Genomic DNA, 13683 nt, shown 5'->3' with positions numbered 1-13683 from the left:
TTGCAATAACACCTTATGTCAAATTCTAAACCAGACTCACATAGCACTGCATATATCCCAACATCACCTGCTGAGCGTTATGCTCAAGCACTTGAGTCAGGACAATTCATGCCAGATGAGGCTCAAGCACAAGCAGTGCAAGAGTTGGATCGAGTATGGAAAGAGTTACTCACTCGCTATAAAGCGTCTAAGAAAGCGTTTCGACGTTTCCGTCGTCAGACCTATCCGAAAGGCGTTTATATGTGGGGTGGTGTAGGTCGTGGAAAAACGTGGTTAATGGATCAGTTCTATGAATCTGTACCATTCCGCCGTAAAACACGTATGCATTTCCATCATTTTATGCAACATGTACATAAAGAGTTGAATAAACTTTCTGGTCAACGCAATCCTCTAGATTTGGTCGCTGATCAAATTTATAAGAATGCCGTTGTCATTTGTTTTGACGAATTTTTCGTATCGAATGTAACTGATGCGATGATCCTAAGTGATCTGTTCCAAAAGCTGTTTGAGCGTGGAATAACATTGATTGCAACGTCAAACATTGCGCCAGATGGTCTATACAAAAATGGAATTCATCGTGATCGTTTTATTCCGACGATCGAGCTGGTCAAGAAGAACTGTAGTGTTTTAAATGTAGACGCTGGTGTGGATTATCGTTTGCGTGTATTGAAGCAAGCACAATTGTTCAAATATCCATTAACCGATGATGCTCAAGCGTGGTTAGCTGGTCGTTTTAAAGCTTTGACACAAACCCAGACACAGTCAAATTCACCAATCATGATTAATAATCGTGTGGTTGAAACGTTGGGGCATACTGAAGATGTATTGTGGTGTGAGTTTTCCGAGTTGTGCTTCAAGCCACGTAGCCCGGCTGACTTTATTGAAATTGCCAATATTTACAATACGGTATTGGTCAGCAATGTTCCGCATTTGACCGACTTCTTGTCTGAAGGCACCCGTCGATTCATTTACTTGGTCGATGAATTCTATGATCGTGGTGTCAAACTGATTTTAACCTCAGAAGATTCGATCATTGATCTTTATGAAGGTGAGAAATTGGCATTTGAGATTGAACGGACGCGTTCACGTTTATTAGAAATGCAATCGGATGATTATTTACATTCGGAGCATCGACAAATTCAGGTCGCACAGACTTCATAAATCAAAAAGGCATTCTTCGGAATGCCTTTTTTTATAAACTTACATGGATAAAGCTTTATTCTTGGTGGTTTTTTGCTATAACTAGATGAGTTTGAAAAAGGGAGTATGTCGCATAACTAAAAGTACAGCACTCATTATCTGATAATTTGATAAGTATAAAAAACTATGTTTGTCAATACTTCCAATGGGGAAAATGCTTACTATTTAGGAATGTGATATTACTATTCAGGCTAGTATAAATCAGTATACTAGAATTCTTGTTATAAAAAGTTAGCACCATCAGGAAAGACAATGACTGCACGTATTCAAAAAGGCAAGCTAGCGATTGCTAAAGAACTTTACGATTTCATCGAAAATGAAGCTTTACCAGGCACTGGTTTAGATAGTGAAACTTACTGGAAAAACTTCGAGCAAGTCGTTGTAGACCTTAGCCCAAAGAACAAAGCATTATTGGCTAAGCGTGATGATCTTCAAGCAAAGATTGATGAATGGCATCGCAATAACAAATTTGAATTAAATGCTTATAAAGCATTCTTAACTGAAATTGGCTACTTGGTTCCAGAAGTTGCTGACTTCCAAGTAACCACTGAAAATGTGGATGAAGAAATCGCTTTATTGGCAGGCCCACAATTGGTTGTACCTGTACGTAATGCACGTTATAGCCTAAATGCTGCAAATGCACGTTGGGGCTCTTTATACGATGCGCTTTATGGTACAGATGTTATTTCTGAAGAAGGCGGTGCGGAAAAAGGCAAAGGGTATAACCCAGTCCGTGGCGATAAAGTTATTGCTTTCGCAAAAGATTTCTTAAACCAAACTTTCCCATTGGCTCAAGGTTCGCATGCAGATGCAACCCAATATGCAATTGCAAACAATGGTTTAGTGGTGACCTTAAAAAATGGCTCTACCACAGCTTTGGCACATGAATCGCAGTTTGTTGGTTTTAATGGTGAAGCTGCAAGCCCAACTGAAATTGTTTTACTAAATAATGGCTTGCATGTCATTATTGAAATTGATGCAAATAGCCCAGTGGGTAAGACCGATGCTGCTGGTGTGAAAGATTTAACACTTGAAGCTGCGGTAACAACTATTCAGGATCTGGAAGATTCAGTTGCTGCGGTTGATGCAGAAGAGAAAGTTGAAGGCTACCGTAACTGGTTAGGCTTAATGAAGGGCGACTTACAAGAGTCAATCGAGAAAAATGGCAAGACAATTACTCGTACCCTGAACAAAGACCGTACGGTTCAAAACCTCATTGGTGGCACGACAAAATTACATGGTCGTTCATTGATGTTACTTCGTAACGTCGGTCACTTGATGACAAACCCTGCCATCCTTGTGGATGGTCAAGAAGTGTTCGAAGGCATCATGGATGCTTTGGTAACACCATTACTTACCGTTGCTGATATTCGTGGTCAAAACGAAAATCAAAACTCTCGTAAAGGTTCAATGTATATCGTTAAACCAAAAATGCATGGTCCAGAAGAAGTTGCATTTGCGGTTGAATTATTTGAGCGTGCTGAACAAGCGATTGGCTTGCCTGCAAAATCACTCAAAATCGGTATCATGGATGAAGAACGCCGTACTTCTGTAAACTTGAAGAACTGTATTGCTGCGGCGAAAGACCGTACCATCTTCATTAACACTGGCTTCATGGACCGTACAGGTGATGAAATCCATACTTCTATGGAAGCAGCACCAGTTGTACGTAAAGAAGCAGTAAAAACGCAAAAGTGGATTGCAGCATACGAAAACCGTAACGTTGCAATTGGTTTAGCATGTGGTTTACAAGGTAAGGCGCAAATTGGTAAAGGCATGTGGCCAAAACCAGACAGCATGAAAGATATGTTGGCGACTAAGACTGCACATCCAAATGCGGGTGCATCTTGTGCTTGGGTTCCATCTCCTACAGGTGCGGTACTTCATGCATTGCATTATCATCAGATCAATGTAAAAGCACGTCAAGATGAATTGGCTGCTGAAAACATGTTGTCATTAGATGACTTGTTAACACCACCGTTTGCACCAGAAACCAATTGGACTGCGGAAGAGTTAAACAACGAACTTGAAAATAACTGTCAAGGGATCTTGGGTTATGTGGTTCGTTGGGTTGACCTTGGTGTTGGTTGTTCTAAAGTACCAGACATCAACAACGTTGGTTTGATGGAAGACCGTGCTACTTTACGTATTTCATCTCAACACGTTGCAAACTGGTTACGTCACGGTATCGTAACGCATGCACAAGTTGAAGAAGTGCTTAAACGTATGGCTGTGATTGTTGATCAGCAAAATGCGAATGATGCACTTTATACACCAATGGCGCCAAACTTTGATGGTATTGCGTTCCAAGCTGCTTCTGACTTGATCTTCAAGGGTGCAGAACAGCCATCTGGTTATACAGAGCCATTGTTGCATGCTGCTCGTCTAAAATTAAAAGGTTATACAGGTGATTAAGTTTACTTGCTAGACTGATAAGAGGTACCTATTCGATAGGTACCTCTTTTTTTATAAGTAGAGGGAAAAATGTATTTTTGGAACACAAAAAAATTAATTGAAGATTTAAGAAATGGCCGTTTAAGTGAACAGAATTATAAAAACTATTACTTAATCAGTAGCGTATTTATGTTCATCATTATGTTTGCTATGCGTTTGAGCCCTATTGTTGATATTGTTCCAAACCTGATCGATGCACTGATAAGTATCATAATACTCATTATAGGTGTCAATTTTTGTTTCAATGCGAATGGTGGGAATCAAGGGAAACAATTTCTTAATCGTTTAATTTGCATATGTTTGCCTATAGGCGTGCGATTTCTTTTAGCCTATATACTCATTATGGTTTTTATCATCATCGCTTTTGTTGTTACTGCAAGATTTATTGAGCCCACACAAATTCCAGCGTTGATTGCGCCGTATAAACATTGGGTTATGTTTTTCATTTCAATTTTAATGCAGGTGATGATGTATTGGCGTTTTTGTGTCGCACTTAAAGCAATTAGCCGTATAGACAATTAGGTCTTCGAAACAGGATAAAACATCCTATTGATGAAATTTTTGCTATAATTCTCGTAGTTTGATCATTTAGCCGAATCATAACGATGTCACAAATTTTAAAATTAGATGCTTTAAAACAAGCGCAAGTTTCGACTTCGCCATATCCTTACTTTGTTGTGGAAAATTCAATTGTAGACAGTGAAGTCAAAGCTGTTATTCAGGATTTCCCAAAGATTGAACAGGGTGGCAGTTACAATATTGAAGATGTTGAAATTAAGCCTAATTTTGATCGTTTTCTAAAGTCATTAGATACCAAAGAATTTCGTCAGATTTTAACTGAAAAATTTGATGTGGATGTGATGGAGCATCCGATGATGATCACCTTGCGTGGTTATTCACGTCAAAAAGATGGTCGTATTCATTCTGACTCAAAAACCAAACTTTTGACCATCCTGATTTACTTAAACGAGTCTTGGGAAGCGCCTACAGGTCGTCTACGCATCTTGAATGATGAAAAGAACATGGATGACTATGTTGAAGAGATTGATGCGGGCCCAGGTACTTTGGTTGCGTTTAAAGTGACTGATAATGGTTGGCATGGTTATGTACCCTATGAAGGGCAACGCCAGTCGATTCAAATTAACTTTTTAACCAGTGATAAAGCCAATGCCAAGCACCGTTTTATCCATGGTTTAAGTGCAAAAATGAAAAAATTATTTGGCTAATTTTTGCAATTAAAAAGAGGAGGGTTGATACCTCCTTTTTTTAACTTTGTTTTTAAGGATAAATACTCAACGAACTATGTGTGCCAACTATAAACCATTGACAGTCGAGCAAGCTCAACAGCTTGGTTTGCCTCCGATTCCATTTGAATATGGGGAAGAAGTTTACCCAAGTTATACAACGCCGTTGCTATTTAAATCGGAGCAAGGGCTGGAGTGGCGGGAAGTATTGTTTGGTTTGGTACCCAAGTGGTCAGAAGATACCAATATTTCCAAGCATACTTACAATGCCCGACATGAAACCATTTTTCAGAAACCTAGTTTCTTGGAGGCGGCTTCAAAGTGCAAATTTGGTGTCATTCCTGTTTATGAGTTCTATGAAAGTAAATACATTGATCATAAGCCTCAAAGATGGGGTGTTCGCCGTAAAGATGGAAAGGCTTTCTTTATCGCGGCTTTATATGAGATCAGAAAGTTGAATGATCAAATCATTCGCTCGGCCACCATGCTGACCATGGATGCCATAGACCATCCGATGATGAAAGATTTTCATGAGCCAGGAGATGTAAAGCGATCAGTGGTGGTTATTCCGCATGAGCGTTTAGATGAATGGCTAAGTTTAAAACAGCCACATCAGCTTTATGAGTTTATGCAGGGTTTTCCTGTTGAGGAATTTGAGTGTTCCCATATTCCTAAAGCAAAAATTGCGAAAATAACCCCGCAACTGAATATGTTTGATTGAACTGGACATTTGCATCAATGAGATCAAAAAAGGCTTCCTATGGGAAGCCTTTTTATGTTGAATTCGTTGCTTAGCGTGCAAGATTTTTAAACATATGGCGTAGAATTTCCATGGTTTTTTCAATTTGCAATGGTGTTAAGCCATCAAATGATTGCTCCAGGATAACTGAAGTGAGATCATTGATTTTAGTAATCATTTCTTGGCCTTTGTCTGTTAGGTAGACGCGAGTAATACGCCCATCTTCCTTACAAGAGTAAGTATCGATATAGCCTTCATCTTTGAGGCGATAAACGATCTTGGTTGTGGTCGACATCTTGGAAATGACCATGTCTGAAAGCTCAGACACACTTGCATGAGGTTTGACATGCAATGCAATGAGAATACGGCGGCGAGAATTGTCTAAGCCATATTTTTTGAGCACGTTATCGATGTTTTGAACGTACTGAGCATTTACTTGAGAAATCCAGTAAAAAGGAAAGTCTTCCAGGTTAAATGAATCGGCTGTAGGTAAAAAACGCGCATATTTTTTTGGCATCACTTATTTCCTATACTTGCACAAGGAGCCACTCCTAGTCGCTCCTAGATTCCATGAAATGTCTATAACTTGCCTGTTAAAAAAATCGATTTCCTGATTTTTTTAGCATTCCATTTTTTAACAAATCTGTTCAAAGATAACGGTGAAATTATCTTTATTCTCAATGAATAAGTCATCATAAAATTCACATAAATCAGCTATTAATGATGTACTATCCAGTCGTCTTTCCCTCAAGGTTGTCCTACAGCCTTGCATTGCTGCTGATTTGTAGAATAATCGTATTGTAGAAAAAAAATACGATTTTTGACGTGACATTTTTATAATATTTTCTGTCTAAAATGTCATAAATATACGAAATCAATATATTTATAAAATAAATAACGCTTAAAAAAATAGCTAATACAAATATTTGAATTAATCAATTGGTTAAAATATAGCACATAAAAAAATTTAAAAAAGTTGAATAAATACATTCTTTATCACATTTTTTCGATGAAATTTTAAAATTTGCAGCTTTTAACAACTTTGGAGCGAGTTTAATTTAGAGATGAATTGGGAGTAGAGGTGGAGTAAGAGGAAATCGAGATAAGATTTTTTATAGGATAGGAGATTCGAAGACAAAATCTATAAAAAGACGCATCTAAACAGGATTACAGGTTTAGATGCGTAAAGTGCAAAATTGTCGTGTGGAAATGGTTTTAAATGTTAAGTTCACGCTCCATTAAGGGCCATAGTTTCTGATGTGATTTCTTGAACATCGACATGTGTCCAATTTGTTTATAGCCATGTTGCTGCGGATTGAGTTCAATTAATTTGGTTGGTGCGTTGGGATATAAGCGCAGTAGATCTTTAACATTGGCTTGCGTGGCAATCTCATCATCCGTTGCCCAAAAAGAAGTAATCGGGCACTGAATCTCTTGATGATAATCTTCGAAGATACTTTTACCAATCGCATTCATGACATAGCCAGGTTTACTACAAAACTCGGCCCATTGTTTTGCAACATTTTTAGGGAGATTTTCTCCCATCCCAATAAATTGAGTTGCACCATAGCCTTTTAAAAAGCTTGAAACAGGGAAAATAACATTAAACATAACGGGCGCAAGGATTTTAGTTTTACCTTTCAGGCCCTTAACATGTCCAGTTGAACCTGCAATTGCTAATACCTTTGCAACTTTATGGTAATTTGAGGTGATACCAAGTAGCTGTCCGCCTGCACTGTGACCAACAATAATCACTTTTTCAGCTTGTGTTTTGTTTAATAGGGTTTCGATTGCTGCTGGGATGTCATAGATTCCCCAGTCATTGATGCTTGCAGTGGAGTCTTTCAGTGGACCATGTAAAGACTCCCCAATGCCTCGGAAATCAAAGCTTAAAACAGGATACCCTTGCTGATTCAACCAATTTGCAAAAGCATGATAGAAATTTTTGGTAATTCCTGTCGCTGGACAAATCAAGACTGGATAAGGTTTAGTATGATCTTGTGCAGGATAAAATTGAGCTGCAAGTTGATAGTCATCTTTGCAACTAATCCAAAAAGATTCATAGCTATTCATTTGAAAGATACTCTTATAGATGCATATTTCTACTTTACACAAGTTCCAAAAAGAAACTCGTTTAAAAAATGACTTAAAAGTCAAATTTTATGTAATATACGCACACAAAAGGAATAATTTAATTTCGGGGATGATATGTACGCTTTAAACACTGCAACACAGCTTGCAATTGTATTTAGTGGGATTTTTCTGTGGGTGGGGATGCTGACTGGGGTTTGGAAATACTATCAAATCAGACAAACAGCGCAGGCAAGAGCACATTATTATGTGGATATTGCTCATCGGAGCAGTCTGCTTTATGCGGCAGCCAGCCTAATTTTAGCAGCATTGAGTTTTTTTACAGTTCTATCTGATTCAATCGCATTATTTTGTGTTGTTGCAAACTTATTCTTCTTTGCGATGTCGATTTTAATTTATATTTTGCATGGACTATTAAAAGATACCACCAATCAATTCAAACAGCCGCATCAAATGGGGAAATGGACATTACCAGCATGGTGTATGACATTGATGATGTTGAGTTTAATTATCGTAGAGTTGGGGGCAACAGGGATTTTAGTATTGGGAACGATTGGTCAATTTTTACATTAAAAAAATGGATGATCACTCATCCATTTTTCCTAAAGAATTTTTTTGGCGCACTGCGCTTAACTGTCGAAACTTTCGATCGACGATCGCCCACATACAAAAGGCCAGAGATACAATCAATGCATATGCAAAATATTCGGGTTTTAAATTGCCTTTAATGGTGCCTTGAAATAGCAACGTGACCATTAAGGCAAGCGTTGTAGTTGCATATACGATTGAATCATTTGCCTTCAGAGTGTTAATGAAGACTTGCTTGCTGAAATGTATTGATAACATCTCCATCCCTCCTTGTTGTGACGACAAAACCATGTGTTTTTGTCTGAATTGTTTTTTAAGTTGTACTGCTATTTTCTGAGCATTTCAATAGGGATAATGACTATTTTGAAAATAAATTTATGAATGTATTGATTTATATAACTTTTAGGTATTTTTTATATTAATTTGTACTATTTTTTAGTTAAATATTGACCATTATTTTTACATTTTGAAAAATTTGCTAATGAACTTATCTGAATGAAATAGTCGTTTTAAATCAGAAATCGCATATGTGAGCCACATTTAATGCATTGTCTTTGAATCAAGAAAAGAAAGATTTGTCGTAAACAAAAAATGAGCGTTGGATAAAAGAACATTTTTTGTATAGCTAAAATCATGTTTGGGTAAAACATCATTTTAACGACAAATCATTTTAATCTTTAGATGACAATACGCGATCGACCACAATTGCAAAGACAAGAACGATCAGCGAAGGAAGTAACCATGCAAGATTTTGTTCATTCAATGGCAAATGTTGAATAAAAGTCGGTAATTGCGTTGTAAATCCAGCAGCTTTAATCGCTTCAAAAATACCAAACAGGAAAGCAACAGCGGTTACAGATCCAACCACGATAGATGGATTATTCCAACGTTTCCAGAAGAAGCTCAGCATGATCACGACAATTGCTGGTGGATAAATTGCACTGAGTACTGGAACAGAAATCGCAATCAGCTTTGTTAGACCTAAATTAGAAATTAACAAAGAAAAGCCAGTCAGGATAAACACGAGCAACTTATAAGATAAGCCAGTTAATTCGGTAAAATATTCAGCGCAAGCACAGGTAAGGCCAATTGCAGTAACCATACATGCCAGGAAGATTAAGATCGTTAGGAAATATGATCCGTAATCACCAAATGCATGTTGTACATAAGCATGCAAAATGATTGCACCATTGGCTGCATTAGGTGCAACTTCATGACTGCCTAAGCCCAGTTTAAACAAGCTGAGATAAACAAGCGTGAGTCCTACACCCGCAATCAAACTTGCGATAATGGCATATTTAGTAATCAGCTTTGTGTCAGTTACACCACGAGATTGGATCGCTTGAATAATCACGATACCAAATACCAGTGCTCCCAAGGTATCCATGGTCAAATAACCACTCACGAATCCTTCAGAAACAGGACTGGTTATATAGTTGTTAACTGGTGCAGAAATGAGACCTGTAGGGATCGCAAATGCCGCAATACCCAATATTGCAAGTGCAATAATCTTCAAAGGTGCAAGTACATGGCCGACAGTATCGAGTAGCTTATTTGGATACAGTGAAACTGCAGTCACAAATGCAAAATACACAATGCTATAAATAAGAAGGCTGCTACCGGATGTACCAAAATAAGGTGCAAAACCAATTTCATAAGAAACGGTTGCGGTACGTGGTGTTGCAAATAATGGACCTACGGATAAATAGCAAACAATGGTGAGGAGTAAGCTAAAGAACCGTCCAAGTGGAGAACTGATGATTTCGATTGAGCCTTTCATGCGAGACAAGGCCATAATCGTAATAACAGGCAAACCAACTGCGGTGATTAAGAAACCGAACGCAGCGAGCCAAACATGTTCACCAGCCTGCTGAGCAACGATTGGAGGAAAGATAATATTGCCCGCGCCAATAAATAACGCGAAGGTCATAAAACCTAAAGCAATGATATCTCCTGTACGAAGTTGATTCATAAAGAGGGAGGCATAAAATAAAAGTGCGAATTTTAGAACAAAAATGCGTTCTTTTGAAACTAATTTATGTGAAATTTGGTTGATTTTTGACTAAAAAGAAATGATTAAAATCATATAATTAGTCATGGTAAAGCTAATGTGTTGAAAAACTTTCCAAAACTCAAAAAATGCAGAAAGATATATTTTTTCCCTTATTCGGCCCCTCAAAATTAAATGTAAAATAAAAATGGTCTTTTAGTCTTAAATAGATTGAAGATTTCAATGGGAAGGCGTACAAATATTGAAATACTTTATGCAGTCCCCATATTATTTTTTCTGCATGTGATTTTAATCTGATTGATGAATAAGGAAAATCTCGAATGAGAGCTTCTACTGTGACCATTAAAACTGAACAAGATCTAGAGAAATTACGTATCTCTGGTCGTTTAGCGGCACAAGTGTTAGAAATGATCGGGCCTTATATCAAGCCTGGTGTTTCAACTGAATATTTAGATGATATCTGCAATGATTATATTGTGAATACGTTGCAGGTAATTCCAGCCAATGTGGGCTATCACGGTTTTACCAAGACGACCTGTATTTCTGTTAATGAAGAGGTTTGTCACGCGATTCCTTCTGCGAAAAAGATTTTGCAAGAAGGAGATATTTTAAATATCGATGTAGCTGTGATTAAAGATGGTTATTTTGGTGATACCAGTCGAATGTACTTTGTTGGTGAGCCAAGTGCAGCAGCGAAAAAACTGGTTGAAACGACCTATGAAGCGATGTTGGCAGGTATTCATACAGTGAAGCCTGGTGCGACATTGGGAGATATTGGTTATGCAATCCAGTCCGTTGCGCAGCTTGAAGGCTATAGCATTGTGCGTGAATACTGTGGGCATGGTATTGGCCGTATTTACCATGAACAGCCGAACATCTTGCATTATGGTCAGAAAGGCCAAGGGATGGTGTTGAAGAAAGGGATGGTGTTTACCATAGAACCGATGGTCAATGCGGGCAAACGACATGTAAAAGAGCTGAATGATGGTTGGACTGTGGTGACACAAGATAAATCATTGTCTGCTCAGTGGGAGCATATGGTTGCTGTTACTGATGATGGTTTTGAATTATTGACGCCATGGCCGAATGGTACAGGACACTATCCAGCTGTTTAAGCTGGCATGATCCGTGAAAGCGCGATTTCTAATCGCGCTTTTTTTTCGTTGAACATTGGGTGAGTTGTTCGACCAAATAATCGATAAAAACTCGAACAGCAGGCAATAGACCGCGTCTAGATGGATAAACTGCATGGAAAATACCATGTGGTGCAGTCCATTCGGGTAACACTGTCACCAGTTGTCCTGTTTTCACAAAGTCTTGAGCAATACTGTCGGGTAGCAATGCAATTCCGCAGTTTTGAGTGGCTAACTCAGCCAGCATCAATAAGTTTGAACCCATAATCACAGGGTTTACTTTAATCTTCTTCTGTTGATGATCTGGGCCAGTCAACAAGAACTGTTGGTCAAGATGATCTTCTGCCATGCTGATAATACGATGTTCAGCCAGTTGTTCTGGAGTGGTGAGATGACCAAACTCATTTAAATAGGCTTGGCTGGCAAACAGACGTTGTTCGATTGCTTCAAATTGACGCAGTACAAGGTTCGGATCATCATCTAATTTAGAGCGAACACGCAACGCAAGATCAATCCCTTCATTAATCACATCAATACGACGATTGCTGATCATCATCTGCACCCGAACTTCAGGATATTTCTTCAAAAAGGCAGGTAGGATTTTTGCCATCTGGTTTTGAGCAATATCGACAGGCACACTCACTTTGATGACACCACGTGGCTGGCTGCTTAAATGATTGACGACATCATGCGCGGCTTGGGCTGCATTCATCATTACTTGGGCATGGCGATACACATCCATCCCAATATCAGTCACTGCAAAATGGCGTGAACTACGTTGAATCAGACGTACACCAAGTTGTTCTTCAAGATTGTAAACCCTACGGCTGAGTTTGGATTTAGGAATGTCGGTTGCGCGTTCTGCAGCACTAAAGCCACCATGTTCCACAACCAGTGCAAAGCAATAAAAATCATCTAAATCCGTTAGCATTACGCTATAAACTCCAGCTTATTGTGATCAAGTTAAATGAGTATAAACGTGATTATTAAACATTATGGGCTAATAATATATCTCGAACCTGTTGATATTGTTTCATTCGCTCAAAATCTTTGATTGTTGGCGATGGAATTCGAGATAAGTCCATATTGTCAGTGATATCTGCCAATTTCACAACACGCGCTAATGGATTTTGTACAGTTCGTTGGGCTGCTTCGATTCGAGATTCACCTTTTTGTTTGGTCAGTGCAATAATCGCTTCGATAATCTGTGGCTCAAAGGCTAAACGATATAGGTCATCGATGCTTGTCTCAGTATCCTCCAAGACATCATGTAATACAGCCACAATTTTATGTTCAATGCTGGGTACATTCAGCATGACCCTAAGTGGATGCAAAATATAGGGTACATTGGCCTTGTCGACTTGACCTGAATGTTGTTGTGCGGCAAATGCAATCGCCTGTTCTAGTGTCGCCATCAGCTAAATCCTCCGCTTCAAGATAGATTAGCGCGTCATATTCTTTTAAACTGGCTGAAATTTTTTGCGCTTAAGTATTATGTCATACCAACTCATCAATATTGTCGATGCGACTCAAAACATTCAATGTCCATTTTGCCAGCATGCAGTTTTAGACTGGCAACAAGAGCAATATATTCAACCGTGTGAGCATACGCTATTTATGGCAATGGATTTAGGTTTTGAATTTATTGCTGATCGTTTTGAAGAGGTTCTATCACAGTCGGTTGATGAAATTCATGAAGATCCAAATATGAATATTTTTGCCAGCGTCTCTCAAGCACACTATGCCGATATGCACATATATAAAGCAGATTTAGGCGTGGAAGGGTTGTTTCGTTACGTTGGGTTTAGCAAGAACTAAATCTAAGCCAATAAAAAAGCCAATCATTTGATTGGCTTTTACTTTGACAGCTTATGCTTCAGGAGCAGGGCTGTACTGTTCAACTAATGGTTTTAACTCACCATTTTGGAACATTTCAAGCATAATATCGCTACCACCAATGAGCTCGCCATTGATCCATAATTGTGGAAAAGTAGGCCAGTTCGCAATTTGAGGTAAAGTTGCACGAATATCTTGATTTTCCAAGATATTTACATAGGCAAATGGACGACCAATTTGGCTAAGTGCTTCTACTGCACGAGCAGAAAAACCACATTGCGGGAATTGTGGAGTGCCTTTCATGTAAAGTAAAACAGGGTGTTTCGCAATTTGATCACGAATTAACGCTACTGTATCACGCGCTTGTTCCGTCATAGATAGATCCTC

At 38.6% G+C, this 13683-nt stretch carries 15 protein-coding genes; 8 read left to right on the top strand and 7 right to left on the bottom strand.

Annotation, left to right across the window (positions count from 1 at the left end; genetic code table 11):
• The first annotated feature begins 15 nt into the window (after nucleotides 1-15).
• The 5 genes from zapE to F887_RS07920 all read left to right on the top strand — a co-directional run bounded on the left by zapE (nucleotide 16) and on the right by F887_RS07920 (nucleotide 5619).
• Complete coding sequence (gene zapE, locus F887_RS07900; protein ID WP_005294623.1) at nucleotides 16-1161, top strand: cell division protein ZapE; 1146 nt, start codon at nucleotides 16-18, stop codon at nucleotides 1159-1161.
• A 291-nt stretch (nucleotides 1162-1452) separates the two neighbouring features.
• The gene (locus F887_RS07905; RefSeq protein ID WP_005294621.1) at nucleotides 1453-3615 is read left to right on the top strand and encodes a malate synthase G; all 2163 of its coding nucleotides are present in this window, start codon (nucleotides 1453-1455) and stop codon (nucleotides 3613-3615) included.
• A 69-nt stretch (nucleotides 3616-3684) separates the two neighbouring features.
• Nucleotides 3685-4176, top strand: coding sequence for a hypothetical protein (locus tag F887_RS07910; RefSeq protein ID WP_005294619.1), 492 nt, complete (start codon nucleotides 3685-3687; stop codon nucleotides 4174-4176).
• An 83-nt stretch (nucleotides 4177-4259) separates the two neighbouring features.
• Nucleotides 4260-4880: a 2OG-Fe(II) oxygenase gene (locus F887_RS07915; protein ID WP_005294617.1), complete on the top strand. Its 621-nt coding sequence runs from the start codon at nucleotides 4260-4262 to the stop codon at nucleotides 4878-4880.
• Between the two features lie 76 nt (nucleotides 4881-4956).
• Nucleotides 4957-5619, top strand: a complete 663-nt coding sequence (locus F887_RS07920) for an SOS response-associated peptidase family protein (RefSeq protein ID WP_005294614.1) — start codon at nucleotides 4957-4959, stop codon at nucleotides 5617-5619.
• Between the two features lie 70 nt (nucleotides 5620-5689).
• Here F887_RS07920 and F887_RS07925 read toward each other — a convergent pair whose 3' ends face one another.
• Complete coding sequence (locus tag F887_RS07925) at nucleotides 5690-6154, bottom strand: MarR family winged helix-turn-helix transcriptional regulator (RefSeq protein WP_004653790.1); 465 nt, start codon at nucleotides 6152-6154, stop codon at nucleotides 5690-5692.
• A 698-nt stretch (nucleotides 6155-6852) separates the two neighbouring features.
• Nucleotides 6853-7710: an alpha/beta hydrolase family protein gene (locus tag F887_RS07930; protein WP_005294611.1), complete on the bottom strand. Its 858-nt coding sequence runs from the start codon at nucleotides 7708-7710 to the stop codon at nucleotides 6853-6855.
• A 135-nt stretch (nucleotides 7711-7845) separates the two neighbouring features.
• Between F887_RS07930 and F887_RS07935 the strand changes: the two genes are divergently transcribed.
• Nucleotides 7846-8301 (top strand): hypothetical protein, encoded by a 456-nt coding sequence (locus tag F887_RS07935; protein ID WP_005294609.1) that lies wholly within the window; start codon nucleotides 7846-7848, stop codon nucleotides 8299-8301.
• A gap of 12 nt (nucleotides 8302-8313) precedes the next feature.
• Here F887_RS07935 and F887_RS07940 read toward each other — a convergent pair whose 3' ends face one another.
• On the bottom strand, nucleotides 8314-8574 hold the full coding sequence (locus tag F887_RS07940; protein WP_004806700.1) for a hypothetical protein: 261 nt from the start codon (nucleotides 8572-8574) through the stop codon (nucleotides 8314-8316).
• Nucleotides 8575-8986: 412 nt separating this feature from the next.
• Nucleotides 8987-10288, bottom strand: coding sequence for a branched-chain amino acid transport system II carrier protein (gene brnQ / locus F887_RS07945; protein ID WP_005294606.1), 1302 nt, complete (start codon nucleotides 10286-10288; stop codon nucleotides 8987-8989).
• Nucleotides 10289-10647: 359 nt separating this feature from the next.
• On the opposite strand from brnQ, the gene map reads away from it, so the two are divergent.
• Nucleotides 10648-11442, top strand: a complete 795-nt coding sequence (gene map, locus F887_RS07950) for a type I methionyl aminopeptidase (protein WP_005294603.1) — start codon at nucleotides 10648-10650, stop codon at nucleotides 11440-11442.
• Nucleotides 11443-11470: 28 nt separating this feature from the next.
• Here map and F887_RS07955 read toward each other — a convergent pair whose 3' ends face one another.
• Nucleotides 11471-12391: a LysR family transcriptional regulator gene (locus F887_RS07955; RefSeq protein WP_005153397.1), complete on the bottom strand. Its 921-nt coding sequence runs from the start codon at nucleotides 12389-12391 to the stop codon at nucleotides 11471-11473.
• A gap of 55 nt (nucleotides 12392-12446) precedes the next feature.
• Nucleotides 12447-12875, bottom strand: a complete 429-nt coding sequence (locus tag F887_RS07960; protein WP_005294600.1) for an HD domain-containing protein — start codon at nucleotides 12873-12875, stop codon at nucleotides 12447-12449.
• Nucleotides 12876-12954: 79 nt separating this feature from the next.
• Here F887_RS07960 and F887_RS07965 point away from each other — a divergent pair, with 79 nt between their 5' ends.
• Entirely contained in the window at nucleotides 12955-13278 is a 324-nt protein-coding gene (locus F887_RS07965; protein WP_005294598.1) for a hypothetical protein, read from the top strand.
• A 51-nt stretch (nucleotides 13279-13329) separates the two neighbouring features.
• Here F887_RS07965 and grxD read toward each other — a convergent pair whose 3' ends face one another.
• Nucleotides 13330-13671 (bottom strand): Grx4 family monothiol glutaredoxin, encoded by a 342-nt coding sequence (gene grxD / locus F887_RS07970; protein ID WP_004639270.1) that lies wholly within the window; start codon nucleotides 13669-13671, stop codon nucleotides 13330-13332.
• Nucleotides 13672-13683: the final 12 nt, after the last annotated feature.

Source organism: Acinetobacter sp. NIPH 2100 (genome assembly GCF_000369805.1).
In the GTDB taxonomy this organism is placed as follows: domain Bacteria; phylum Pseudomonadota; class Gammaproteobacteria; order Pseudomonadales; family Moraxellaceae; genus Acinetobacter.
Note: the sequence above shows the minus strand (reverse complement) of the source record. Positions and strands in the feature narration are given on the sequence as shown.

Coding starts and splice junctions, on each gene's coding strand:
- zapE (WP_005294623.1), top strand. CDS start 16: ATGTCAAATTCTAAACCAGACTCACATAGCACTGCATATATCCCAACA.
- F887_RS07905 (WP_005294621.1), top strand. CDS start 1,453: ATGACTGCACGTATTCAAAAAGGCAAGCTAGCGATTGCTAAAGAACTT.
- F887_RS07910 (WP_005294619.1), top strand. CDS start 3,685: ATGTATTTTTGGAACACAAAAAAATTAATTGAAGATTTAAGAAATGGC.
- F887_RS07915 (WP_005294617.1), top strand. CDS start 4,260: ATGTCACAAATTTTAAAATTAGATGCTTTAAAACAAGCGCAAGTTTCG.
- F887_RS07920 (WP_005294614.1), top strand. CDS start 4,957: ATGTGTGCCAACTATAAACCATTGACAGTCGAGCAAGCTCAACAGCTT.
- F887_RS07925 (WP_004653790.1), bottom strand. CDS start 6,154: ATGCCAAAAAAATATGCGCGTTTTTTACCTACAGCCGATTCATTTAAC.
- F887_RS07930 (WP_005294611.1), bottom strand. CDS start 7,710: ATGAATAGCTATGAATCTTTTTGGATTAGTTGCAAAGATGACTATCAA.
- F887_RS07935 (WP_005294609.1), top strand. CDS start 7,846: ATGTACGCTTTAAACACTGCAACACAGCTTGCAATTGTATTTAGTGGG.
- F887_RS07940 (WP_004806700.1), bottom strand. CDS start 8,574: ATGTTATCAATACATTTCAGCAAGCAAGTCTTCATTAACACTCTGAAG.
- brnQ (WP_005294606.1), bottom strand. CDS start 10,288: ATGAATCAACTTCGTACAGGAGATATCATTGCTTTAGGTTTTATGACC.
- map (WP_005294603.1), top strand. CDS start 10,648: ATGAGAGCTTCTACTGTGACCATTAAAACTGAACAAGATCTAGAGAAA.
- F887_RS07955 (WP_005153397.1), bottom strand. CDS start 12,391: ATGCTAACGGATTTAGATGATTTTTATTGCTTTGCACTGGTTGTGGAA.
- F887_RS07960 (WP_005294600.1), bottom strand. CDS start 12,875: ATGGCGACACTAGAACAGGCGATTGCATTTGCCGCACAACAACATTCA.
- F887_RS07965 (WP_005294598.1), top strand. CDS start 12,955: ATGTCATACCAACTCATCAATATTGTCGATGCGACTCAAAACATTCAA.
- grxD (WP_004639270.1), bottom strand. CDS start 13,671: ATGACGGAACAAGCGCGTGATACAGTAGCGTTAATTCGTGATCAAATT.